Origin of the sequence: Planctopirus hydrillae, from assembly GCF_001707835.1 — a bacterium.
Classification (GTDB): Bacteria; Planctomycetota; Planctomycetia; order Planctomycetales; family Planctomycetaceae; genus Planctopirus; species Planctopirus hydrillae.
This window is the reverse complement of record NZ_LYDR01000108.1, coordinates 34,498-58,791: the sequence shown is the minus strand read 5'-3', so window position 1 is coordinate 58,791 and position 24,294 is coordinate 34,498. Positions and strand designations below refer to the sequence as shown.

27 protein-coding genes are annotated in these 24,294 nt (G+C 54.6%); 18 read left to right on the top strand and 9 right to left on the bottom strand.

All coding sequences use genetic code 11. The features are described from left to right. Window positions 1-90: 90 nt before the first annotated feature. Window positions 91-930: a pyrroline-5-carboxylate reductase gene (gene proC, locus A6X21_RS12655; RefSeq protein ID WP_068848404.1), complete on the bottom strand. Its 840-nt coding sequence runs from the start codon at window positions 928-930 to the stop codon at window positions 91-93. A gap of 354 nt (window positions 931-1,284) precedes the next feature. Between proC and A6X21_RS12645 the strand changes: the two genes are divergently transcribed. Next, complete coding sequence (locus tag A6X21_RS12645; protein WP_083233583.1) at window positions 1,285-2,343, top strand: prenyltransferase/squalene oxidase repeat-containing protein; 1,059 nt, start codon at window positions 1,285-1,287, stop codon at window positions 2,341-2,343. Between the two features lie 72 nt (window positions 2,344-2,415). On the opposite strand, the gene A6X21_RS12640 is transcribed toward A6X21_RS12645, so the two are convergent. Then, the gene (locus A6X21_RS12640; protein WP_068848399.1) at window positions 2,416-2,664 is read right to left on the bottom strand and encodes a hypothetical protein; all 249 of its coding nucleotides are present in this window, start codon (window positions 2,662-2,664) and stop codon (window positions 2,416-2,418) included. A gap of 80 nt (window positions 2,665-2,744) precedes the next feature. Beyond that, window positions 2,745-4,049, bottom strand: coding sequence for an FAD-dependent oxidoreductase (locus A6X21_RS12635; RefSeq protein WP_068848397.1), 1,305 nt, complete (start codon window positions 4,047-4,049; stop codon window positions 2,745-2,747). Between the two features lie 190 nt (window positions 4,050-4,239). On the opposite strand from A6X21_RS12635, the gene A6X21_RS12630 reads away from it, so the two are divergent. From A6X21_RS12630 to A6X21_RS12610, 5 genes are all read left to right on the top strand, one after another. After that, window positions 4,240-5,028, top strand: coding sequence for a helix-turn-helix domain-containing protein (locus tag A6X21_RS12630; RefSeq protein WP_068848395.1), 789 nt, complete (start codon window positions 4,240-4,242; stop codon window positions 5,026-5,028). Continuing rightward, window positions 5,021-5,497 (top strand): hypothetical protein, encoded by a 477-nt coding sequence (locus tag A6X21_RS12625; protein WP_068848393.1) that lies wholly within the window; start codon window positions 5,021-5,023, stop codon window positions 5,495-5,497. Before A6X21_RS12630 ends, A6X21_RS12625 begins: the two co-directional genes overlap by 8 nt. A 72-nt stretch (window positions 5,498-5,569) precedes the next feature. Continuing rightward, on the top strand, window positions 5,570-5,743 hold the full coding sequence (locus tag A6X21_RS24685; protein ID WP_165603785.1) for a hypothetical protein: 174 nt from the start codon (window positions 5,570-5,572) through the stop codon (window positions 5,741-5,743). Window positions 5,744-5,905: 162 nt separating this feature from the next. After that, complete coding sequence (gene hisF / locus A6X21_RS12615) at window positions 5,906-6,691, top strand: imidazole glycerol phosphate synthase subunit HisF (RefSeq protein ID WP_068848389.1); 786 nt, start codon at window positions 5,906-5,908, stop codon at window positions 6,689-6,691. 107 nt (window positions 6,692-6,798) lie between these two features. Then, window positions 6,799-7,653: a M48 family metalloprotease gene (locus A6X21_RS12610; RefSeq protein ID WP_068848387.1), complete on the top strand. Its 855-nt coding sequence runs from the start codon at window positions 6,799-6,801 to the stop codon at window positions 7,651-7,653. A gap of 159 nt (window positions 7,654-7,812) precedes the next feature. On the opposite strand, the gene serA is transcribed toward A6X21_RS12610, so the two are convergent. Continuing rightward, window positions 7,813-9,453, bottom strand: coding sequence for a phosphoglycerate dehydrogenase (serA, locus tag A6X21_RS12605; RefSeq protein ID WP_068848385.1), 1,641 nt, complete (start codon window positions 9,451-9,453; stop codon window positions 7,813-7,815). Between the two features lie 375 nt (window positions 9,454-9,828). Between serA and A6X21_RS12600 the strand changes: the two genes are divergently transcribed. The 5 genes from A6X21_RS12600 to A6X21_RS12580 all read left to right on the top strand — a co-directional run bounded on the left by A6X21_RS12600 (window position 9,829) and on the right by A6X21_RS12580 (window position 13,167). Beyond that, window positions 9,829-10,455, top strand: coding sequence for an RNA polymerase sigma factor (locus tag A6X21_RS12600; RefSeq protein WP_083233581.1), 627 nt, complete (start codon window positions 9,829-9,831; stop codon window positions 10,453-10,455). 62 nt (window positions 10,456-10,517) lie between these two features. Beyond that, window positions 10,518-11,663, top strand: coding sequence for an agenet domain-containing protein (locus tag A6X21_RS12595; protein ID WP_068848381.1), 1,146 nt, complete (start codon window positions 10,518-10,520; stop codon window positions 11,661-11,663). Between the two features lie 137 nt (window positions 11,664-11,800). Then, the gene (gene msrB, locus A6X21_RS12590; protein WP_068848378.1) at window positions 11,801-12,253 is read left to right on the top strand and encodes a peptide-methionine (R)-S-oxide reductase MsrB; all 453 of its coding nucleotides are present in this window, start codon (window positions 11,801-11,803) and stop codon (window positions 12,251-12,253) included. 28 nt (window positions 12,254-12,281) lie between these two features. After that, window positions 12,282-12,773: a hypothetical protein gene (locus tag A6X21_RS12585; protein ID WP_068848376.1), complete on the top strand. Its 492-nt coding sequence runs from the start codon at window positions 12,282-12,284 to the stop codon at window positions 12,771-12,773. A 4-nt stretch (window positions 12,774-12,777) separates the two neighbouring features. Continuing rightward, window positions 12,778-13,167: a hypothetical protein gene (locus tag A6X21_RS12580; RefSeq protein ID WP_068848375.1), complete on the top strand. Its 390-nt coding sequence runs from the start codon at window positions 12,778-12,780 to the stop codon at window positions 13,165-13,167. A gap of 36 nt (window positions 13,168-13,203) precedes the next feature. Here A6X21_RS12580 and A6X21_RS12575 read toward each other — a convergent pair whose 3' ends face one another. Then, complete coding sequence (locus A6X21_RS12575; protein ID WP_068848373.1) at window positions 13,204-13,566, bottom strand: hypothetical protein; 363 nt, start codon at window positions 13,564-13,566, stop codon at window positions 13,204-13,206. Continuing rightward, on the bottom strand, window positions 13,563-13,796 hold the full coding sequence (locus A6X21_RS12570; protein WP_068848371.1) for a hypothetical protein: 234 nt from the start codon (window positions 13,794-13,796) through the stop codon (window positions 13,563-13,565). Before A6X21_RS12570 ends, A6X21_RS12575 begins: the two co-directional genes overlap by 4 nt. Window positions 13,797-14,155: 359 nt before the next feature. Between A6X21_RS12570 and A6X21_RS12565 the strand changes: the two genes are divergently transcribed. From A6X21_RS12565 to A6X21_RS12555, 3 genes are all read left to right on the top strand, one after another. Next, window positions 14,156-15,115, top strand: coding sequence for a sulfurtransferase (locus A6X21_RS12565; protein ID WP_068848368.1), 960 nt, complete (start codon window positions 14,156-14,158; stop codon window positions 15,113-15,115). Window positions 15,116-15,189: 74 nt separating this feature from the next. Beyond that, complete coding sequence (locus A6X21_RS12560) at window positions 15,190-16,158, top strand: inorganic phosphate transporter (RefSeq protein WP_068848432.1); 969 nt, start codon at window positions 15,190-15,192, stop codon at window positions 16,156-16,158. Between the two features lie 157 nt (window positions 16,159-16,315). Then, entirely contained in the window at window positions 16,316-17,518 is a 1,203-nt protein-coding gene (locus A6X21_RS12555; RefSeq protein WP_165603784.1) for an RluA family pseudouridine synthase, read from the top strand. Between the two features lie 494 nt (window positions 17,519-18,012). On the opposite strand, the gene A6X21_RS12550 is transcribed toward A6X21_RS12555, so the two are convergent. The 3 genes from A6X21_RS12550 to A6X21_RS12540 form a co-directional block, all read right to left on the bottom strand. Then, a complete protein-coding gene (locus tag A6X21_RS12550; RefSeq protein WP_068848364.1) occupies window positions 18,013-18,369 on the bottom strand; it encodes a RidA family protein in 357 nt (118 codons plus the stop codon). Between the two features lie 91 nt (window positions 18,370-18,460). Continuing rightward, on the bottom strand, window positions 18,461-19,669 hold the full coding sequence (mqnC, locus tag A6X21_RS12545; RefSeq protein ID WP_068848363.1) for a cyclic dehypoxanthinyl futalosine synthase: 1,209 nt from the start codon (window positions 19,667-19,669) through the stop codon (window positions 18,461-18,463). Further along, window positions 19,638-20,534, bottom strand: coding sequence for a menaquinone biosynthetic enzyme MqnA/MqnD family protein (locus A6X21_RS12540; RefSeq protein ID WP_068848361.1), 897 nt, complete (start codon window positions 20,532-20,534; stop codon window positions 19,638-19,640). The genes mqnC and A6X21_RS12540 overlap by 32 nt, the downstream gene beginning before the upstream one ends. Before the next feature lie 235 nt (window positions 20,535-20,769). Between A6X21_RS12540 and A6X21_RS12535 the strand changes: the two genes are divergently transcribed. The 4 genes from A6X21_RS12535 (at window position 20,770) to A6X21_RS24365 (ending at window position 24,184) form a co-directional block, all read left to right on the top strand. Further along, window positions 20,770-22,083, top strand: coding sequence for a homoserine dehydrogenase (locus A6X21_RS12535; protein WP_068848359.1), 1,314 nt, complete (start codon window positions 20,770-20,772; stop codon window positions 22,081-22,083). Between the two features lie 102 nt (window positions 22,084-22,185). After that, window positions 22,186-22,746 carry a DUF2760 domain-containing protein gene (locus A6X21_RS12530; RefSeq protein WP_068848357.1) on the top strand — a complete coding sequence of 187 codons (561 nt, stop codon included), beginning with the start codon at window positions 22,186-22,188 and terminating at the stop codon, window positions 22,744-22,746. Between the two features lie 157 nt (window positions 22,747-22,903). Beyond that, window positions 22,904-23,425 (top strand): hypothetical protein, encoded by a 522-nt coding sequence (locus A6X21_RS12525; RefSeq protein ID WP_068848356.1) that lies wholly within the window; start codon window positions 22,904-22,906, stop codon window positions 23,423-23,425. Window positions 23,426-23,776: 351 nt separating this feature from the next. After that, window positions 23,777-24,184: a four-helix bundle copper-binding protein gene (locus A6X21_RS24365; RefSeq protein WP_131818315.1), complete on the top strand. Its 408-nt coding sequence runs from the start codon at window positions 23,777-23,779 to the stop codon at window positions 24,182-24,184. Window positions 24,185-24,294: the final 110 nt, after the last annotated feature.

Here is a 24,294-nt window from a genome sequence, read left to right as displayed (position 1 = left end):
TTTATTCGTAATTGTTTGATATTGAGGGAGTTACGACAATTCACCCTCGCGATGGGACTCTCGCCCGGAATCCATGCGAGCCACCAGATTCTAACGGGCTGGTTGGCCGAGTTCTTTGGCTCGTTGAGTGGCAGCCACCACCGCCGTCATGAGTGCGGCCCGTAACCCTCCCGATTCGAGAGCATGCAGACCGGCAATCGTCGTCCCGCCCGGGCTGGTGACAGCATCTTTCAAAGCTCCAGGATGCTCGTCGGTGGAAAGCACCATCTGGGCAGCACCCAGCACGGTTTGTGCTGCCAGGCGGGTTGCAATCGCCCGCGGCAAGCCGACACGCACGCCACCATCACTCAAGGCCTCGATGATCTGATAGACGTAAGCTGGCCCACTTCCGGAAAGCCCCGTGACTGCATCCATCAGTGATTCAGGAACTTCTTCGGCGACACCCACAGTTTCAAGAAGCTGTCGCACGATCTGAGCATCACTCGGGCGATCGGCAGATGCTGCAAGTGTCCCTTGCGAGAGAGCAAAGGCCGAAGCACCGGCTCCGACGAGTGCCGGTGTGTTCGGCATCACGCGCACAATTCGACCCGGCCCCCCAAGACCCGCTTCAAGTGTCGCGAGAGTAATCCCCGCTGCAATCGAGATGATCAGCTTTTCCCGGCTGGTACTGACTTGCGAAAGGGTCTGTAAAACACCCGCCATCGATTGAGGTTTAACGGAAAGAAAAATCACATCGGATTTCTCTACAAGTATTGCAATCGAAGGGCAGATTTCGCCACCCGTGGCCGCGACGAACTTCTCGGCCGAGGCCAACGAGACATCACAGGCCAGGAGTTGATCTTTTTGTAAGAGACCTGCAGACAGCATCCCGCTGGCGAGTGCTGTTGCCATTTGACCGGAGCCAATGAAGCCGATTTTCCCTGAGAACATGCGTTCGTCGCCTCTGGAAGATGTCAAAAACTCAGAAATGCCGGGGGATATTCTGCCAGCGCCAGGATTTCCTCTCTCGAAAGCGTATCACAGGGAGGCCCGATTTGTCTTTCCACTCGGACCAGCTTCGTGGAATGGGTCATTACTCGAGGAGGTTGCGGTCGATCCCGCATGTGGGATGCCATTGGAGTGCGGTTTGATCAATTGGGAAATCCCACATCGTCGAGGCACATTTGGCAGAAACTCGAATTGCGGGCACATCCAGTGCGGGGTAATGTCGAAGAGTGAATTTTGACGGATCAAAAGTTGCCTGCCAGATGTCAAATTCGTCTGGCAGGTGCAGGGAGAGAAAAAATGCCTGCAAGCATTCTTCAAGGCATGGCGATAAAGAGTCTGTCATTCGGTGCCTTCGTTCTGGCGATCCTGTTCGGAGCCAGTGACTGCGCATGGGCACAAAAGAAGGATCCTCAGGTTCGCATCAGTGCTCTCAAGGGATTGGACTGGCTCGCTTCTGAACAGCACCGCCAAGGCTACTGGGAAGCAAATGGCGGGCAATACCGCGTAGCCATGACAGCGCTCGCTGGTAATGCCATGCTTTGCGAAGGCAGTACCACCACTCGCGGGAAGTATTCCAAGAACATCAGTCTGGCTGTCGACTACCTGCTCGAGATGTCACAGCCCAATGGTCTGATCGGCTATAAAAACGATTATCACTACACCTACGGCCACGGCTTCTCCATGCTCTTCCTGTCGCAGGTCTTCGGCGAAGAGGAAGACGCCCGTCGACGGGATCGACTCAAGGAAGTTCTCACCAAAGCCGTACAGTTTTGCGGTGAAGCCCAGACGGCTGCTGGCGGCTGGGGCTATGTTTCAGCCAAAGACGGTAACGATTTTGATGAAGGCTCGACCTGTGTGACTCAGGTCCAGGGCTTAAGAGCCTGCCGTAACTCGGGTATTCCCGTCCCGAAGGAAGTGATCGACCGCGCGGTCGAATACATCAATAAGTGCACCGCATCGGATGGCGGTGTGCAATACAGCATCCGCGGGGGTGGCTCACGCCCGCCGATCACGGCGGCTGCCATCGCTTGCCTCTTTAACTCGGGCGAAGCCAACGACGACGCTTTGGCCAAGAAACTCCTCAAGTATTGCGAAGAGAAAATTGTCGGCTCCGGGAATCAATCACAATTCTTCGGCCACTGGCACTATACCCACTACTACTACGCTCAGGTGCAATACCGGCTTGGCGATGACAAGTGGGCCAAGTACTTCCCCGAAATCGCCAAGGAAATCATGCGGAAGCAATCCGCCAACGGCGCCTGGAAAGAAGGCCACGTTGGCCCGGTTTACACCACCGCCATGAACTGCACGATCCTGCTGATTGAAAACGGCTATCTACCGATCTATCAGCGTTAGTGATGAAGTCTTCGCCTCGAACAGGGGTTGGCCTGACGAACCTTGCTTCTGCACTTTCGTAGAATTATTGCTTCAGACCGTAGTTGGCGATTCGTAACCAGCCGGCACCTCACCGCCAAAAAAAGGATAGTCGTTATCGGGGATGAACTCCTTTTGTGGAGCATCTTTTGATGAATCGGCGACTTGTTCTCTGGCGATCAATCTTTCGGTGGCCGCATGAAATCCGGCGCCTGCCAGCAGACTTCCAAAAAAAGTGCTGGAGATTGCATGCCGTCGAGTCAGTCTGTCGGCTGATAATGATGGAAGTGTTGGACGCTGCATGATCGAAGTTCCGTTGGCGTGTGAGCTTCACATGTTAGACAAAGAGCAAGTTCAAATCACTGACTGAGAAGCACCTCATTCTATTTAGAAGTCGCCTCTGTAAAGGGCCCGCTGTTATGGGTAGTCAGTTGCTCGCGGACTTTGACACCGCTGATTAATCCCACGTCGGTCTGTGCTCGAATCGCAAGGGAGGCCGCTTGCCCAGCCGCTTCGCCGAGCGCCATGGCGGTCGCAGTCACGCGACTGGACGCGCTCGCTTCGGTGCTGGCGCTGTGGCATCGCCCAGCGACCAGAAGATTGCTGATCTTTTGCGGAATCAGTGTGCGATAGGAGATATCGTACGGGGCCGGCTGGAAACCAGAGCCAGTGAATGGCTTGTCGAGTGAAGTTTCCGGAGGATGAATATCAAGAAACCAGCAGCCCGTCGCTATGGCATCATCGTACCGGTTGGTCTTCTGCAGATCTTCAAGGCTCAGGACGTGCTGCCCGATAATCCGTCGAGTGTCGCGAACCCCGATAAACGGACCACTCATGATGTAGTAACTGTTTTCAAAGCCGGGAACTTTCGATTTCCATTCGTTAAAGATGGTCCATGCATCCCGGCGGCCTTGAATCTCCGCTCGGGTGAAATCGGCGGCATCGGTCGCATTCGCCGGGACTCGAGTGGCGTGGACATAACCTTCATCTTTGGCAAAGGCAAAGATCAAACCCGGGCCATAGAACTGAGGAAGTTTGCCTTCGCGATGAGCGTCAATCAATACCTGCTTGGCCAGAGGTTTAGTCTGTTCGACGGGAACTACATTTCCAATTCGAAAATGCATCGTCAGGGGCATAAGCGGTGTCGATGAGATCGTGGGGCACCCTGCCCAATTGGCAATATCTCCATCGCCAGTGCAGTCGATGACCTGTCGGGCTTCAATACGCGTCAGGCCATCTTTATTCGCGACAATCACGGCGTTGACTCGCTGAGATCTGACTTCGACATCACACGCGACAGTGTGATACAGCACACTCAGTCGATCCCGATGATCGAGAATGAGCTGGTCAGTAAGAATTTTGAATTCTTCGACGTTTGGTATCCACACGCTCCCCCAATACCTCGTGATGAGATCCGGGCGGAGATCGTCGATGTGGTTCGCCTTGTCTCTGGCCACACCCAGCCTTTGCAGCAGTTCGAGGGCGATCCCTTTGACGACAAATCGACCGGATGGCTTATCAATAAGTCCATCGAAGTAAGGCAACCCGACGGTCGTGATGATTCCACCAGAGAATCCAGCCCGCTCGATCAGCAACGTCTGGGCACCACTGCGGGCCGACGCCAGGGCGGCGGCAATTCCGGCACAACCACCGCCGCAAACGAGTGTCTCTGTTTGAATGGTCTTCATCGAATCACCCTCAAAGAAATAGTCCAGATACCAAGAATGGCGAATGAAGCTTTCCGATCGACAGACTCATGACCTGATGCTCCGTCGCAAACGGATAATAGAATCAATATGCGTTGATTCAGTGTGATCTTCTGTGTTGATCTCGTCGCGGACACAAGCGACAATTTTTGGTATGAAAACGACACAATCCATGCGAGACTGGGATTTGGAGCGAGGGGAGTTTCTCTCCCAGATTGATGTCGCATCGCACTTTCTGCAGTTGTTCGACGGATTTCCCGACGTGTACGTTTTCGTCAAGAATCGAGCGGGAGAAACTTTGTTCTGCAGTTCCCAATTACCCCGGAATCATGGATTTCAAACGCTCGATGAAATGCTGGGGAAGACCGATCAGGAACTGACGCCCGGCCCACTGGCAGAAAAATATCTGGCCGATGACGCCGAAATTTATCGGACAGGCAAACCGCTACCACCTCAGCTCGAAATCTGTATCGACCCCATCGGCCTGCCCGACTGGTACCGCACCTGTAAGTATCCCGTCAAAAATCGACTGGGAGAGGTGATTGGCATCATGGGGACATTTCAACTGGCCAGTTCAGACATCGGAAGTGACTTCAGCCTGGGAGGATTGGAACCGGCAAGGCAACTGCTCAGGCAGGATCTGTTACGCTTCCCGGAGATCGAGCAACTCGCGCGAAGCTGTCACTGTTCCGCCAGACACTTTCAGCGGCAGTTTCTCGCCACCTTTGGGACCAGCCCTCGCACCTATTGGATGAAGCTCAGAATTCGCGAGGCTTGCCAGCGGCTCACGTCGAGTTCTTCATCGATTGCACACATCTCGGAAGAATTGGGCTTTTTCGATCAAAGCAGCTTTACGAAGCATTTTCGAAAACATACCGGGCAAACTCCCGCCGATTATCGAAAGCATCGCAGGATTGCCATGAGAAGATCGTCTTCATCTGGGTCGAATATCGATGAATGAAACAACCTCTTCGCCGGCCAATCAAGGTGTCGTGAGCAAACCGTGGCTTTATCGATGCTTCACTAAGGCGACGATTTCCACAGGCGATCAACGTCAGTACGGCCCGCGCTGGGTGACGTCACGCAGAGCCTTACTGCGTGTTTACGATGACCGTCTTGAATGTGGCAACTGGATGATTCCTTATGCCGGGATGACCGATGCCGTGCTGTATTCGTTTCGGTCGTCGTTTCTCCGCATCCCGGGGTATGTTCTGACGGTAACAACTCCGGAAAAGACGTATCATTTTGGGTTGAATGGCTGGGGAAAGTTCTGGAACGGGGAGTTGCCCTTTCCAGTTCGTCGCGAGCAGGGACAGTTGAAGTTCAGCGGGTTCAGTATTGCGGTTCGCATCCTTCTGCTGGTCTATCTGCTGTACGCTCTGGGAACATGGTTATCGTCCCTGGGCTGGGGACCTCCATCAGGTCAGTGATCATGAAGAAACAGCCCGGGGCATAGGACGAACCGATCAATTTCCCGTGCGTCTCAAGAAAGGTGATTAACTATGGATGATCGAGCACAATTCGCTGTTGGCTGGGGAACACTCTCGCTGATCAACGCAGGCCTCGCCCGCGCCTATGATCGCAGTGGCCTCATCTGGTGGCTTATCTCCCTCTTTCTGGGCCCCATTGCGACTTTCCTCCTGGTGATCCTTGGAAAAGCCCGGCCATTCGTTTGAGAGGCGGGCTTCCTGAGCCTCGATTTTGAACTTGAGCTGGAGATGTTGGGTGCCACCCAAAATTAAACAATCCAGCCCATCTCTTCGAACGTCTGTCAACTTGCCAGAAGTGAATGTAGCTGCCATTCTTGTGCAGGAAATCGTTCCTTTCCGGGTGGTGCCATGCTTTATCAGCGAATTATTCCCTGTCTCGACGTTCATGCAGGACGCGTCGTGAAGGGTGTGAATTTTCTCAATCTGCAGGACGCGGGCGATCCTGTGGAAGTGGCTGCACGCTACGAGCGAGACGGGGCCGATGAACTGGTTTTCCTCGACATTACGGCCAGCCATGAGGAACGGGGCATCATCCATGATGTCGTCCGGCGAACCAGTGAAGTCTGCTTCATGCCTCTGACTGTGGGTGGCGGGATCCGTAATCTCGACGACATCCGCACACTGCTCCAGGCCGGTTGCGATAAAGTTTCGATCAACTCGGCAGCCGTCAAAGACCCCGAATTCGTGCGGGCCGCCGCTCTGAAGTTCGGCAAGCAATGCATTGTCGTCAACATCGATCCCCGGCGAGTCACGCAACCTGATGGCTCCGTCAAGTGGGAAGTTCACATCAATGGGGGCCGCAAACCGACAGGCCTGGAAGCGGTTGCCTGGGCGAAAGAGGTCGAAAAACTGGGGGCAGGCGAGATTGTCCTCACCTCGATGGACGCCGACGGCACCAAGGATGGCTACGACTTCGAGATGACCCGAGCGGTGGCGGATGCCGTCGAGATTCCTGTCGTCGCCAGCGGTGGCGCCGGACACCCGGAGCATCTGCGCCAAATCTTGCAGGAGGGCCATGCCAGTGCCGCCCTTGCCGCCAGCATCTTTCATTATGGAACGCATCCCATCGGTGAAACCAAAGAGTACCTGCTCAAGCACGGCGTCCCCGTCAGGCTGAATCAACCCATTCCCTGATGATCCCGACAAATGGAGTGGTTGAAGCTATCGCCCGCGTTGTAGACTTTAGGGGTGATCTCAATCAGCTTTGAGATCGCAAACTTCATCGAGTGTGAGGCCGTGCCATGTCTTACGGAAATCAGCCTCGTCGTCGTGGCTTTCGAGTTCAGATCCTGATTGGACTGGCGATTGCCGGCTTTGCTCTAGTGAGGTACTTCGCCAGTCTGGATGTGAACCCCGTGACGGGTGAACGCCAGTTTGTGGCGATGTCGCCTCAACAGGAATTGGCACTGGGCCAGCAATCGGCTCCCGAGATGGCGCGAGAAATGGGGGGCGTCGTTCCCCCCAATGACCCCAGAGCCGCCATGGTTCGGCAAGTGGGGCGAAAGCTCGTGGAATCCTCAAAGGCCAAAGACAGCCCCTGGCAGTTTCAGTTTCATCTCCTGGCCGACCCGAAAACCATCAATGCTTTTGCACTCCCTGGTGGTCAGATTTTTATCACGATGGGGCTCTATTCTCGATTGGAAAACGAAGCTCAACTGGCGGGTGTCCTGGGGCATGAAATCGGCCATGTGATCAATCGACACAGTGCCGAGCATATGGCGAAAGGTCAACTGGGACAGATGCTGGCGACAGCCGCAGGAGTCGCTGCCAGTGACGAAAACAGCAGTGGCAGGAATGCCCAGATGGCAGCCATGGTGGTCAACCAGATGCTGCAGATGAAGTACAGCCGGGGAGATGAATCCGAATCAGACGCTTATGGCCTGGTGGCGATGGTCGACGCAGGATACGACCCCTCACAAATGCTGGGGGTTATGCGCATTCTGGCAGAGGCCAGCCAGGGAAACCGTCAGCCTGAGTTTCTGGCTTCACATCCCCATCCCGAAAGTCGGATTCAACAAATCGAGGCATGGCTCAAAAAGAATTATCCGCAGGGCGTGCCTTCGAACCTCACGGACGGTGGTTCACTGAATACTTAATCGCTCGCCTGTGGTCACGTGCCTACTGTGCCATGCTCATCACTCGGCATGAGCATGGCTGGAAATCTCTGTAATTCGTGCACGACATGATCCCAGCACATGCTTGCACAGAACTGCAAGCATGGCACGAAAGATTACGACATCACAGGAAAGTGCGTTTCAAACCGATTGTGTGGTCAACCAGGGGAGTGGATTACCAGCCTTGGGAAGACGCAGCAGTTGCACACTCGTAACGGCTGGATTCGCCTGCACGGCAGCGAGTGCTTCGGCAGAGGGTTCATTATCGAGATTCAGAATAGCTAAGGCCTCTCCACCCGGTTCATTCCGCTCGCGTCCGACAGCCATGTGAGCAATATTCACGTTGTGCTGACCACAGGCTGTGCCAATTGTTCCAATGACACCGGGACGGTCAATGTGCCTGTAGAGCAGTAAAGTTCCATCGAGATAAGCATCCAGATGGAACTGATTGACGCGAACCAGTCTGAGGAACTGACGACCGAAGATCGTGCCTGCAACACTGCATTCGCCTTCATCGGTGTAGACAGTCGCACTGATCATCGTCGAGAAATCGGAGACTTCAGAAGAGAGTGATTCCGTGATCTGAATTCCGCGTTCGTGGGCCAGCATCTCGGCATTCACAATGTTCACGTTCTCCGCCAGTGCCGAAGAAAGCAGACCGGCAGCAAAAGCGTTGGAAATCAGCTTGGTTTTCTTGGTGGCAGCTTCGCCACGGAAGGTCAGCTTGGCACTGCGGACACCACTCTTATTGAGCTGTGAGAGGACCACACCCAGTCTCAGACCAAGATCGAGATAAATCCGCATATCGGCCATCTCGGCGGAAGAGATCGGGGCCATGTTGACGGCATGGCGAACTTCGTGCCGCACCAGGAAGCCAGCCATAATCTCGGCAGCTTCGACAGCCACCAGTTCCTGAGCTTCGTCGGTCGAAGCCGCCAGGTGGGGAGTGCAGAGCACTTGTGGCAGTTTGAGCAGAGGATTATCCGGTGGTGTTGGTTCCTTCACAAAGACATCGAGAGCCGCTCCGCCGATATGCCCCGATTCAATCGCCTGTGCCAGTTCGGCTTCATTGATGATCCCGCCGCGGGCGCAGTTAATGATCCGCACGCCTTTCTTCATTTTGGCCAGGCGCTCGGCACCAATCAGGTTTGTCGTTTCCGGGGAGAGGGGCGTATGCACCGTGAGGTAATCACACTTGGTGATCATCTCATCGATATCACGGTACAACTCGATCCCCTGCTCAGCAGCACGTTCAACGGACATGAACGGGTCGAACCCGAGGACTTTCATTTCCAGGCCCATGGCTCGACGGGCCACTGCCAGGCCAATCCGGCCCAGCCCGACAATCGCGATCGATTTTCCTGCAAGCTGGGTACCAGTGAAGCTCTTGCGATCCCAGACACCGTCGCGAAGTTTGGAGGCGGCAGGAGCAATATTGCGGGAAAGCGCCATCATCATGGCAATGGTATGTTCAGCCGTACTTGTGGTATTGCCAGCGGGCGTGTTCATGACAACCACACCTTCGCGCGTCGCCGCCGGAAGGTTGATGTTGTCAGTCCCGACACCAGCCCGCACGATGGCTTTCAGTCGCGGCTGATCTTTGAGAATTTCGGGAGTGAGCTTGGTTTCGCTGCGGATGATAATGCCATCGGCTTCGTGAAGTGCGACACGAACTTCGTCGGGAGTGAGCCCCTTGCGGAGATCGACTTCGATGCCGGGAGTTTCTTTGAGAATCTTCAGGCCAGCGGGAGACAAATTGTCAGTGATCAGAACTCTGTACATGAAACCACTCTAGTAAGGTAAAAAGGCACTCCGGGTGCCGGGATGATTCCAAATGGCGGAAATTCAATGTTGTGCGTCAGCCCTGCAAGTCTTGATCTGAGAGGGATGCCCGTTCAAAAATTGATCATTTTGTCACAGCATAGCCCCATAGCCGTTGACATCAAGTCGCCATGGGTGACAAATGTATATACTGGTGACCGCTGTTGGAATCTGCGGAAGGTGTTGCGGGAACTTTTGTGGGGCATGTCAGAAAGTTCAGGCTCATAGATTGTCACAATTTCAGGAGATCTTCAGGAAACGAAAGGTTCACTGATCTGGTATAGTCCTGAAAAGGGAATTTGCTGAGAAGAAATTGACTGACGGAGACCTTGTAACGTGACATCGGCTGCTCTCATGTCTGCAGGAACCGATTCGGGCTATTTGCGCGATCCGGATGTGCAGCTCATGCTCCGTGCCAAGCAGGGAGATGACGCTGCCTTTTCGCAGTTGGTGGCCGCTTATCAGGATCGCCTTGTCGGCATTCTGCATCATCTGGTTCAGGATCAGCAGACGGCGGAAGATCTGGCCCAGGAAGTCTTTCTCAGAATCTATCGCGCTCGCGAAAGCTATGTCGCGACAGCGAGGTTTTCGACGTGGTTGTTCAAAGTGGCCAACAATCTGGCCAGTAACTCCCGTCGGAACAAAGGTCGGCGAAAAGAAATTTCGCTCGCGGGGAGTGAATCCGGTTCCATGGGCAGTCGCCCGGAAGAACAACTGGTGGTCGAGAAATCGGCTCTCATGCCAGCCCGGCAACTCGACAAAGCTGAACTGCAGGCCGCTGTGCGTGCCGCCATGGAACAACTCAACAGCCGGCAACGCATGGCCGTCCTGCTCCATAAATTCGAAGGCATGAGCTACGCAGATATTGCCGAAACCATGGATCTCACTCAGCCAGCGGTGAAATCACTCCTGGCCCGCGCCAGAGAAAACCTGCGCGAATTTCTCGAACGGTATGTTTCGTAAAGGATTTGTGGTTGGGTATTTGATTTTCGGCGTTTGAAATTTATTACAGGGTGGACGTTGCGATGGGTGTTGTTCCCGGCATGCGTGGTTTCCCTCGACTGACGTTAGCCATCCTCTGTCTTGTCGCCACCTGTTGCCAGGGATGGGTTGTAGCCGATGAAATCCCCACAGCCGCATGGCAACCCGCTCGAACGTGGGTCTTTTGTGTGGGGCTTTTGCGTTGGGAAAACCCGCAGTATGGCCCGTTCCCGCAGAAACATCGGCGAGATGCCGAGATGCTGCAGGTTCTCAAAGATTGCGGCGTGCCGGCAGCTCAGATCACCTATCTCTGTGACGAACAGGGAACCACAGCCGCCATCGAAAAGGAGTTCACTCATTTCCTCAAGCAGCCTGCGAAAGACGATCTTGTCATCGTTTACTACTGCGGTCATGGTTACAACACGAGTGATCACAAACAGACCTTCCTCGTGAGTTACGATACGGCGGGTGCCAATCGAGGCTGGGAAGTCGCTTCCATTCCCCGTGAGATCAATCGGTTGTGTCGGGCACAGCGCGTGGTCATCGCCCTGGATCATTGTTTCTCCGGTGCCATGGCCGAAGCTGTACGCCAGCTTCCCAATCCTAAAGTTTCGTTCGCAGTGCTGGCATCGGCTCACCACAATTCGAGTTCAACAGGGAATTGGACATTCACCGAAAATCTGATTTCGGCTTTTCGAGGCCGTGGATACATGGATGATGACGGCAACGGCCAGATCACGTTCGCCGAACTGGACGCGAACATTGAACTCGACATGTCTTTTGCCGAGCGGCAGATGTCGCAGAGTCTTTTCACGAGAGGTTTCGATCCAAATTTCGTCATTCGTGCATCGCACAAACCGACAGACCCGGAGGTCGGCCAGAGAGCCGAGATCGAATGGCATGGAAAGTACTATCGGGGCTTTGTCATCGGTCGCAATGGAGCATTGAGCCGGGTTCATTACTACGGCTATCAGGAAAGTGACGATGAGTGGGTGACTCCCGAACGTTTGAGAATTCCCGTGCCCAAAACAAGACCTGTCAACAGCGCTGTGGAGATCGAGTGGAAAGGCCAATGGTATGCGGGAAAGATCATCGGCATGAAGCACGGCCTCCACATGGTCAAATATGACAACTGGGGCCCTGAATGGAATGAATGGGTGACTTTCGACCGTCTGCGGGATGCGAAATAGCGGCAGGGTTTCGACATCAAGTCGATCGTACCAACAGTTCATGCCTACAATACGCCATAGACTTTGCTTATTGAAAGAAAACACATCCGCGGGAGCGCTACGGATGTGCTGATGAGAAATCGCGCGGGAGAGACTCGATGCTGACCTGGAAAGACGTACTGAACTTTGCTCAACAGGGAAATCCTGTCCCGCCGCGAAAAGTCGAGAAGAGTGAAGCCGAGTGGAAAGCCCTGCTAACGGATGAGCAGTTTCGGATCACCCGTGAAAAGGGAACGGAAAGAGCGCACAGTTCGCAAATGTGCCGGTTGTTCGAACCGGGTGAGTATGCCTGCACCTGTTGTGGGACAACCCTCTTCGATGCTTCGGAAAAGTTTGAGAGCGGGACAGGTTGGCCGTCGTTTACACAGCCTCAGGATGTCGGCCATGTGGCCTATCATCTCGACACCAGCTATGGCATGGTGCGCGTGGAAGTGACTTGCAACATCTGCGGTGCCCACCTGGGCCATGTCTTTCCCGACGGCCCGGCACCCTCTGGCTTGCGCTATTGCATCAATGCCGTCTCGCTCAATAAAGTGCAAAACCTGGCGTAGGAAATTCTTTTTGAAAGAGGTGTTGAGGGTGTGCTTCACACTTTATGCCGCGTCGAACGCCCCTCTGGCGACAGTCCCTTGGAATGAAAAAGATCCGGCGTTCAATGCCGAAGACGTCCATCCGGCGGACGAAGTCCTGCTGCGACGACACCTCACCTTGCGGCATCTCAAATCCATCGGTTCGAGCACCTGTTGCGGCTGCGGATTTCGACATGCGATGTATCAGAGCGGCGATTGGCCCGAGATTTGGTTTCGCCTTGCTCCAGACATCCGCGTGCAGGAATTCGATGCGGCGGATTTGGCCAGGGAAGCAGCCAATCATGAGCAGTTGGCCGATTATCTGGAGGCCCAACTCAGGTCTCACGACATCATTGAGCTTTATGGCTGCTGGGAAGGGGAATGGGGCGAACCTTCCGTCCATTCGGAGGCTCTCACTCCGGCGACTCTTCGCGAAGAGGAGTTCGTGTTCAAGGAGCGTGTGCGGTACATCCTGAGTGCCGATCCGATAATGACGGAGTGAGGCGATGTTTCTCCGATTCGAGACTCATGGGCGGCATGCGGAGACCGGCCTGAAGGTCGGGGTTTTCCACGTCGCGTACGAATTGTTGGACGCGGATCATCTGGAATCGCTGGAACGCCGCGAGATCCGCTTGGTGCTCGATTGGTTCACGGAGCACTTGCCGATCCCCCAGCGGCTGGCCTGTTCGCGAAGACCCGGCGCCCACTCCTGCGGCGTCTGCTGGTTCAAATCGACCGCCGCCCGCCACGTTTCACAGGTGCGATACCTCGCAATCCTCTTGCGGCAGCAACAGATTGCCGTCATTGAAAGAAAGGCCACAAATCCCGGCTACATTGCTTACGAGGACGATTTTCAAGTCGTCGCGGAACCCTTCGCCGAGATAAGCCGGAGATAGCCAGTACTCGCGCTAGGTCGTGAACAGGCGACTTGCCTACGAGAGGGACAGCACTTTGGATTGGTAGTCGATGAGAAGTTGACGGCCGGAAAGCAGGCCGGTGCCCAAGAGAGGGAAGCGACCATCGTTCGATATGACCTGCATCGCCTGCCAGCGCCCGAACCATTCCATATAGCAGACATATGTTTCGAGTGTGACACGGGTTCCATCCGCCAGTATCGCCTCTGTTTCAACGAGTGATTCCAGTTGCAATTCTCGAATCAGTGTTGACGAAAAAACAAGGTGACCATCGAAGGCCGTGTCGATCCAGGCCGTCACTCGCGATGTGGGACCTCGATGTGTTCGCGAGACTTCGATTTCAATCAACGCCCGATCATCGTTGTCGACGACCCCGTTCATCGTGACGCCGCTCCAATATGGAATGCGGCTTCATGACCCACACGCAGGACAAAAGCCTTGCGGTCCGGGAAAGCCTCTTTGACTTTCATTGCGGCGTCGATGAAGGATGATCCGAGAAAAAAAGCATGCGACTCGGGTTCGATAGCGATGAACTGTTGGGGATGCTCCCGCTCCATACGTTTCCGCAGTTCCGATTCGTATATGGCTTTGGCTCGTTCCGCGACGGACATCTGTATTCCCCTATCGGAAGCGTTACTTCATCTTGCCGTCAAGTTTACTGTATGGGAGGTTTTGCCACCATGTTTTTCCAGGCTGCAACATTCGGCTGAACATACATCATGTTCACACTTTTCTGCGCGAAGTCGGCGGCAGGTTCTAGCGTTTGGCCGAGATTAATGTTTTCTCTGCCTGGCGATGGAGGCCTACCAGCCGTGTATTGGGAATTTCGTTGAAATCGTGGTGGTGAAGCCACCGTGCCGTTTGTGGAATCAGTGGAGTGGCAGCAACAATCTAATGGGCGTAAGATCGTTGATGAGTCCGACCCGTCGGGGTGTCGGTGGAAATATCAGCAGCGGGATGGTCTGGATCCATGAGAAACACCCTGAAGACATGTTTGCATGTCGCTTTACTCCCTTTTGCCATGCTCTTCATCGGAGAAGTCTTACCGGCAGAAATCGGGATCATTTCTCCGCAGGATGCAGCCCGACTCATTGAGCACCCCGATCCTGCCAGGAGGCCTGTCGTGCTCGATACTCGCGGTGGCTACAAAGATTACTTCCGCGGCCATTTGCCCACAGCCCATCATCTGAATTTTGACACTTTACGCGGGACAGATCTGGGCGTTCCCGTCCAGTATCTTCCCGATGATCTGACGCGGGCACTGTTAGTCCGCGCAGGCGTTCATCGCGATCGGACACATCTGATCTACGCGACAGGGGAGTCCCTTCCTAATGACGAGATTTTGAGTGCCACCATGGTGGCCTATGTGCTCGAAAAATTTGGTGTCGAGGACATCCGCATTGTAAATGGTGGATTGCCAGCCTGGAAAGCCGCTCGATTCCCCGTGACACAAGAGTATTTTGGTAATCCACCAGGGCTTCTTCCCGTCAAAGGTCAGCCCTCAATCGCTCTGACTGTCGACGAGGTATTGGCCTGCAAGGGAAAACCCGGCGTGGTCCTGGTCGATGCCCGTCCGAAGAATGAGTATCTGGGTCAGGATGACGTCTGGCTGCGGAAAGGGCATATCCCCGGGGCCATCAGTTTTCATTGGGCGAGGCTGATGGAGGACGAAAACACCCACCAGTTCAAACCCTTCGAACAGGTTCAGGCCGAACTGAAAGCTGCCGGGCTGACTCCCGAGAAAGAAATTCTTGTCTATTGCGGGACATCACGCGAAGGGAGCCTGTTGCGGTTTTATCTGAAGCACATTGCCGGCTATCCGAATGTGCGGCTCTATGAAGGCTCGTGGAAAGAATATGCTTCACTCAAACAGCACCCTGCCGAGTTGGAAGAGTCCCGCGTTCGTGAAGTGTCCGGGGTAAGTCGATAATTGAAAAGTCCCTGCTAAAACCTTGCTTCAGGACTGATTGCCTTTTCGGATACGACGGAAGCGGGGTGCTCGCCGTGCTGACGATCTTGTTGATACTTGCTGTTGGCTTCGTGGCATTTACGAATGGTGCCAATGCCAACTTCAAGGGTGTGGCCTCGCTCTATGGCAGTGGTACAGCCACCTTGCGGCAAGCCCTTTACTGGGGGACGGCCACGACTTTGGCAGGTTCAATGGCCTCCATTTTTCTTGCTGAAGGCTTACTGAAGGCTTTCAGCGGGAAAGGGATTGTCCCAGAGGAGTTAGTTCAGTCGCCGAGCTTTTTGAGCGCCGTCGCTGTGGGGGCTGCGTGCACCAGTTTTCTGGCGACAAGACTGGGCTTTCCCGTCTCGACCACACATGCACTGGTCGGTGCGATGACCGGGGCGGGTCTGGCTGGCAGTGGTACGAACGTCGAGTTTTCCGTACTGGGCAAAACGTTTCTTTATCCACTGTTCTTCAGCCCGGGCGTGGCTGTGCTGGTGGGTGGGATGGTTTATTTAACCTTGAAGTTTTGCCATCTGGCACCTGATCATCGCACGCGAACACTTGATGTACTGCACTATGCCAGTGCGGGTGCGGCCAGTTTTGCGCGGGGTTTGAATGATACTCCCAAAATGGTCGCACTCCTGCTTGTGCTCCCCGAGTTGAATCAAACAACAGGGTTCTATGGAGGCTATCTGGGTATCGCTGTGCTGATCGCGCTGGGCGGTTTACTGGATGCTGACAAAGTGGCAGAAACGCTGGGAAAAAGGGTCACCGCCATGAATCCCGGTCAAGGGTTTGCTGCCAGCTTAACGACAGCGTTCCTGGTGACCACCGCCAGCTTTCACAGCCTGCCCGTGAGTACTACGCATGTCAGTGTGGGCTCGCTACTGGGGATTGGCATCACCACCGGCCAGGCCAAATGGCGCACGGTGGGAGAAATTCTGCTTGCCTGGGTCAGCACAGTCCCCGTTGGCGCGGCGCTCGGGGCATTGGCCTATGCCGTGATTTCAAGAATCTGAATTGCGGTAAAAAACTTCGCGGTAAAAGACTGGTACTGGGCAGTCATCGGCCCCGTTCCCCGTGCCCTGCAGATCATTTCGCGTTATATTCTTAATACCAGCCAAGGGCATGTCGTTTGGTTGCCGTGCCTTGATTTTTGTATTGATGGAATCTCCTGTGCCCCGACCAGCTCCAGCACCAGTTCCTGCTCCAGTGGTTATGCCTCCTGTCGTGGTCGATTCTTCGCTCGTTGGCCAGACGATTGTTGCCACATTGCGGAAATTGCTCCCCGATCAAAGCTGGAGTGCTGTCCGCAAACTGATCGAGCAGCGTCGAGTCCTGGTCAATCGGTACCCCTGCTTCGATGAAACCCGGCGTCTTACAGAGCGTGATCGGCTCGAAGTTCTCGCCCATCCGGCACCTGCCTGGCCCGACGAAAACTCGATTGAATTGCTCTATGTCGATGAGCAGATCGTCGTCGCACTCAAGCCTGAAGGAATGGTCACAGAGCGCCGGCATGACGATCTGCCAGATGCTCCCGAATTACGCTGGCGTGCGTTGACTCTCGATGAAGCAGTCACCATTCGTTTGATGGGAGGGCGGGAAGCCACCATTGCTGGAAGGGCAAACCCCACATCGCCGGGCAGGCCGCAGTCGTTACCCGCCGGTCAACGCCCTGTTCATCGCCGAGACCAGCTGCGTCGTGATTCTCAAAGGCGAGATGCGACGGGAAGTCCTCAAAAACCGAGGTGGCACACACCCAAAGCCCCGCCGTGTCATGTCAGAGCTGCTCACCGGCTCGATCGTCAGACCAGTGGACTCGTTGTCTTGAGCCGGGTTCCCGAAGCGGGAGCAAAGCTCTACGCACAGTTTCAAGCTCACGATGTGCTGCGGGAGTACGAGGCGTTGGTCTGGGGCTGGATTGAGCCTCAACGTTTGGAAAGTGAACTGATTCGAGACCGGGGCGATGGCCGCCGTGGAAGTCGCCAGATCGCGAACTTAATCGAAGCGGGAGCTGGAGAAAGTCCCCCAGCCAATCAATCACCACTCGGAAAAATGGCTGCCACCAATCTCGTGGCCAGTCGGCAGGGCCACTTCAAGTCAGGAAGTGGTGAGCCGGCACCTGTCAGTTGGATCCGCTGCCAGCTTGAGACCGGGCGCACACATCAGGTACGAATTCATCTTTCCGAAAAAGGAAACCCCATTGTGGGAGATGATGTCTACGGGACACATTCTCTCGATGGAATTCCCCGGCTCTACCTGCACGCTGCCCGATTGGGATTTACCCATCCGATGACTGGTCAGCGACTGGAATTCAGTTCCAACTGGCCAGGTGTTGATCGAAAGTGGCTGGAGAGCCACTTTGGAGAAAAATCGTGAGCCACGTAATCTCTGTGCAACCAAATCGCACAGCGTGACGGCTTGCGGCTCCGAGCGAGGTTGCCTTAACGCTCGATGATTGCTGCGGTGAGCACGAGTTCAACTGGGTGGCTGGGGTCAAACGTCCTCGTTTGCCCCCAGATCATTGGACTATGATCGTTGATGGCGAACTTGCCATTAAGTGAGGAAAACATGTTGCGGATGAATTCGTGCTGGTAACGCCGTGGAACTGGGGGCGAATGAAGACATCCCACCCCAACCCCCTGCTAACTCTACAGTAAATTGAATTTGACCTGGAAGGACGTGATGACCACGCCCTTCCGCAAAGCCTGCAGGGTCGTGCCACCCAATGCCGTGTGAAAGGTTTTGGCAGGGCACGCGCATGGCGCGGCTTCTTGTCATCGTACAAAGTACGACAACCCGGCCACCAGTTGGCCTGGCCACCCTTGGGTAACAGTTGTTTGTAAAAGACAGTAGCTCCGAGCGAGGTTGCCTTAACGCTCGATGATTGCTGCGGTGATCACGAGTTCGACTCGATAAGCAGGATTGACCAGTGCCGCATGCAAACAGGCACGCGATGGGGCATGGCCTTCGGGGATCCAGTTGTCCCACTGGCGATTGAACTCGGCCAGATCCTGAGGATAAGGGAGATAGACCATCACCTGCAGCAGTCGGTCTAAGCGACTCCCGACACTTTGGAGCGTGGCTTCGACCTGCTGAAAGATCTGCGAGAACTGTGCCTCTGGAGTGGCCGCTGCATCGGCTGGAACTTCGACGAAGTAAGCGACCCCACCATGCACGACGACATCAGACCAGCGGCGAGTTGTTCCGTAGCGTTGAATACTGTTCATTGTTACTTAGCTATACCATAGTCAGTATGATTGATGGCTTGATACATCGAATAAACGGTCGTCGTCTCGTGCTGGCTCAAATGCCAACGATTTAGTTGAGAATCGTAAGAAGTTCTTTGTCGGCTTTTGTCGGTACAGCAGAGTTTTGTGCGGAAGCACACGCAGTATGATCATCCGCAGGTCGGGCCAGCGGTAACACGGGTATCGTTGTCCCGGGTGCTGGTGGATACTGGTCGATATACTCGTAGAACACATTGCGCTGTCTGGGTATATAGCCCGCATCCTCAATGAGTCGCCGAATTGTGGCCAGTGTCAAATGATGGACTGTCCCGGCTTGTGCCACCACGTTTTCTTCGATCATCAGGCTCCCCATATCGTTGGCTCCATAGAACAAGGCGAGGCCTCCAATTTTCTCACCTTGAGTGACCCATGAAGACTGAATATTTGGAATGTTATCGAGGTAGAGCCTCGCGACGGCCTGAGTCTTCAGATATTCAAAGGCGCCAGCCGGTGGGATGTGAGCCATCTCGGTATGATCGGGCTGGAAAGACCAGCAGATGAACGCGGTGAATCCGCCGGTTTCATCCTGCAGTTGACGCAATCGTTCGAGGTGCTCAATGCGTTCTGCCAATGTTTCGACATGACCGTACATCATCGTGCAGGTCGATTTTCCACCCAGCTTATGCCACTCACGATGCACGTCGAGCCAATCATCGGTGAGGACCTTTCCTCGAGTGATCTCCTTGCGGACGCGATCCACGAGAATTTCACCGCCACCACCGGGCAAGCTTCCTAAACCAGCCTCTTTGAGCCGCTCGAGAATGGTCTTGAGTGGAAGCTTATTCACCTTTGTGAAGTGGTAAATCTCGGGGGGGGAGAAGCCGTGAATGTTGACCTGAGGAAAGGCCGACTTGATCCCGCTTAACATTTCCTCGTACCAGTCCAGTTTGTAATGAGGATGCAATCCCCCCTGGAGCAGAATCTGATCGCCACCAAGCTCGACAGTCTCGGCAATTTTCTGGTGCAGTTCTTCTTTCGAAAGCACGTACCCTTCGGCATGTTTGGGTGGTCGATAGAACGCGCAGAAATCACAGACAGCCGTGCAGATATTGGTGTAGTTGATATTCCGGTCGATGTTATAAGTTCGGAATGGTTCGGGATGCAGGCGATGGGTCACACGATGAGCTGCATCTCCAATCGCAGGTAAATCGTGCGATGAGATCAAGGCCAGGCCTTCATCGAATGACAGGCGATCTCCCTGGATGGCTTTATCGAGAATGGACTGGATCGCAGAACTCACATTGAACTCCTGACGGGGCCAGATTCAGGCGGGTGGCCAGTTGATAGTACAACTGCAGTCCTCGCTTTTCGTCTGGCCCCATGGTGAAAAACAGATTCTCAGTAAAGTAGCGGACAATCTCTTCGGTTGTCAGCCGCATGTGTTGTGCTTCTCGGGCAGCCACAGCTTCACAGCGAGCCACGCCACGATCGCGGGCTTCGGCAAGCAAGGCAGCCAGATGGTCGAGATGGAACTGCTCTGAGGCATCAGGATCGGTCGGTTGATGAATTCGGTCTGGCTTGATGTTTGAGGATTCCACCAGTCGGCCAGTCGCGACCCACATGGCGAACACGAAGGGGAGGTTCGTATCGCGATGCCATTCTTCTCCCAGATCCCACGCATCGAAAAAAGTCTCCCCTGGAGGGGACATCGCGCGATCACCAATCATCAGGACTGCATCGGCGTCAGTCTCTTCAATGGATGAGGCCAACGGGAATGAGGTGAGTCTCGGCTTCAGTCCCAGGCGTTCGTGCAGCAGAATTCTGGCAAGGGTAGCACTGGTACGGGAACCTTCATCCAGCGCCAGTGTCCGAACTTTGCTCCAGGGGACTCTGCTGTAGAGTTTCACGCTGTGCACCGGGCCGTGTGTGGCCACGCAGGCGTCGGAGACAATGCTGCAGGGAGTTTTTGGTGCCAGCCGGAAGTATTCGATGGATGGAATGAGTGCCACATCGAGTTGATGGGCCGCCAGAGCATCCGCCAGTCGGCTGGGATAATCGAGCTTCAACGTGGAGTTGGGAAAAAGTTCAGGCAGATCTTCAATCAGCGGCTTGGAATTCAGATAAGTCACCGCTCCCACCTGGAAAGCAGGGGTTGTGATGGACATGCCCAAGTCTCCTTTCAAAGTGGAAGGTGGAAAACTAATAACAGCGGATCAGCCGGATTGTCACAGATGTTCAGTGGGTAGTCAGGTTGAAGTACGCCTGTAGTGTGGCAGGACATCTTCACCGCCATTACGATGACAACATAATTGGGTGGCGAAAAGCTGTTTCTAACATGACTTCTCTCTATTCAAAACCGAAAACTGCAAGCGCTCTTAACTGTTGTATGTCGGAGACCCCATGGCGGTCGCACCATTGAAGGTTGGGATTGTTGGTTTAGGCAACGTGGGCACAGGCGTGGCTCGGATTCTCACGGATCACCCGCATCGCATTGCCGAACGGGCTGGCCGACCCATTGTCCTCAAGCGGGCAGTTGTTCGTAACCTGAACAAGCCAAGGGACATCCGCCTCGAAAGCGGTGTCTTGACGAATGATATTCAGGCCGTGATCAACGACCCGGAAATTACGGTCGCCATGGAACTGATGGGGGGGATTCATCCCGCACGAGAAGTGATTCTGGCACTTCTCAAGGCAGGAAAAGACGTCGTCACGGCCAATAAAGCCCTCTTGTGCGAACATGGGAATGAGATTTTCCAAGCCGCCAGGGAGTACGGGCGTACAGTTTGCTTTGAAGCGGCTGTGGCGGGCGGGATTCCCATTATTGCGGCTGTCGGGCAGTCGATGGCAGCCAATCAGATCATTGCCATTCAGGCGATTTTGAATGGAACGAGTAACTACATTCTCACGGAGATGCAGGCCAACCACCAGCATTATCACACGGCTCTCAAACAGGCCCAGGATCTTGGCTATGCCGAGTCCGATCCAACGTTGGATGTCAATGGGCTGGATGCCGCCCAGAAGCTGGGGATTTTGTGCCAGCTCGCTTTTGGCACCCGCGTCACAACCAGCCAGTTCGAAATTCAAGGGATCGATTCGCTCGATTTGAGCGACCTCAAATGTGCCAGTGATCTGGGTTATCATATCAAGTTGCTGGCACAGGCCCGGCTCACCAATCGCGAGTTGGAAATGAGTGTCCGGCCCACTTTGATTCGTAAGGATACGCCTCTTTCGCAGATTTCTGGACCGTTTAATGCGGTTTTGCTCGAAGGCGACATGGTTGGCAAGATGTGGTATTCGGGCCGTGGAGCCGGGCAGGCTCCGACGGCATCGGCCTGTGCTGCTGACTTGATTGATCTCGCGGTGGGTCGGGCACAACTCACTTTCGAGAGGCTCGATCTGTGGCGTGAGCGTCCCGAATACCCGGTGATGCCGGCCCATCAGACGACGAGCCGCTATTTCCTTCGATTGCGGGTTGAAGATAAACCGAACGTGATGGCCGAAGTCACGGGCATTCTGGGGGCTAAGGGCATCAGCCTCGCTTCGATTGTGCAGCCGGAAGCGCCTGAAGTCGATGCCAAGAGCAACACCCCCGTGGTGCCGCTCGTGATCATGACGCATCGTACGACGGCAGGCCAATTGCAAGAGGCGATGAGTGAGCTGGATCTTTCAAGCAGTGTTCGCGGCCCCAGAATCTGCCTTGCTGTGGCGGATTGAACTGCAGCCGCTGGTTTTGTCAGGTGTTCTGGCCGGCTCATCAAATGATCATTGAGTTCGGAAAGCTGCGAGCCTCAAGAGATAGGGAATGAAGGAGCTGGCATGATCCACCTGGGAACAGCATTTCGAGCGTTTTTCGGCACGCTTTTCAATGATCAGAAAGCTGCGCTGGTTGAAGAGGCACTGGAAGGGAAAAGTGCCGCTGCGTCATTGCCAGCACCAGCAGCCCGCGAGACGAGCGTTCCTCAGGCAACTCCACCGGCGCGGTCTCAGGCAGTTGAGCCGTCGCAGAACCCTGCGGTGACATTCCTCGCGATGTTGCAGCGCGAAGCCCGGTTCGTTGATTTCCTGCAGGAAGATCTCAGCAGCTTTGACGATGCCCAGATTGGGGCAGTCGCCCGGGATATCCATCGCGATTGTCGCACGGTCGTGAAACGAGTTTTTGCTCTTGAACGAGTGGAGTCGCGGGAAGAAGGGAGTCGCGTGACCATTGATGCGACTCAGGCCCGTCTTTGGAAAGTGACTGGCAAAGTCGAAGGTGGGCCACCTTTTACCGGAGCGATTGTCCATTCCGGCTGGCGAGCGACCCGCTGCGAATTGCCGCAATACGCAGGATCAGTTGAGACGGCTCTTTTAATTGCTCCAGCCGAACTGGAAGTCTAGTTTCTTTGTAAGGCTTTTGAAGCTGCGTTAGATCTTTGCCAAACACATCTCGCCAGACTCGCTGCATCGTCGTATACTTGAGCTGAGCAAAGACTGATCACCTTCTTTTCCACTTCCTCGAAAACGATTCTCAACACAATTGAGATTCAGGTTTCAGATGCTTCGATTACTGGTTGCCACTCTCTGTCTGCTCCAATTCAGTTCCGGGTTTGTCCCGGGGCTGCTGCTGACGCGTTGCTGTGCGGCTTCTCAAATCGAATCTGCTCAAAACGAGGGTTCTGCGGAAACTTCAAAGAGCACGATTGCTCAGATGCCGCATGAGGCACTCCCGGCGTGCTGTCAGTCAAAGAATTTGACCTGCCATGACGCTGTGCCCACGAAGGACGCCAGCCCATCCGCACGCCTGGTTCGTCTGCATTGCTGCCTGGATCCTTATGGTTTGATCAATAAAGATCGTCCCTGCCCGATGATCGAGGCGGCTGATCCTGATCGTGCGATCATGGCGGAAAGCCTTAACATTCGAGTGGCTGATTTCACCGCCATCGTGACCTGGCTGGTCATTCCCGATGAAGTCTGGCCCAGTGGCCGGCAGCATTCTCGCCGGGTGATGAATCCTTTGGATTCACCCCACGCCATGCCCCCTGATCGACAGATTCTCCATTGCTCCTGGCAATGTTGAGAAGGCTCGTTGCTGATTGGCAGGGATTCACAAGTTCTTCAGTCACTCTGTTTGTGCGCCCGCTGCTCATCGATTGAAAGATCTTTTGAGTCACGCGAGTGTGCCAGAATTCCTGTGGCCAATCACGTTCCGTGGGTACTGAATCGAATTGTGTCGGCATTCCGCTGAATGCTGTGCACAGATGCTCTTCTCAAGAAAAATCGTGCCATGTGTGCCATGCTTGCAGCTCTGGGCAGGCATGTTTTGGCAACCAGCATCGCGCTGTAATTTTTCTGGGAAAAGAAAGACATCTCTGTTTCTCACAAATTGTTTTCCCAAATGTTTTTTGCTCCCTTTTCGAGAGGATTGATCATGAATCGTCGTATGGCTTTGAATTCTATGCTGGGTGCGATGACTGCTGTGGCTGCATTGAGTGCGGGAGGTATTTCGATGGGTGCGGCCGAAGTTCTTAATGCTGAAGACAGTTGTGCCAAGCACTGCCGCGAATGTGCTGCCGTGTGTGCAGACTGTATTGAATGCTGCAAGAAAGATCGTCCTGAATGTGCGGCCTGCTGCGAGATCTGCTCGTCGATGTGCACTGTTTGCGCCGGGATGGTTGAGACAAAGAATCCCAACTGGAAGGCGGCCTGTGCTCTCTGTGAGCAGACTTGCCTCGATTGTGTGAAAATGTGTGAAAAGAGTTCGAAGGCCTGCTGCAAGGAATGCGCTGAGATGTGCGCGAAGTGTGCCAAGGCCTGTGCCAAGATGCTCGGCAAGTAACCAGAGCTCCGTACGGTGCAGTCTGCAACAAAACCGCAGGGCCGGTCGAATGACTTTGCATTCGGCCGGCCCTGCTTGAGTTGTCAGCAACACATTCGCTGGTGAAATCA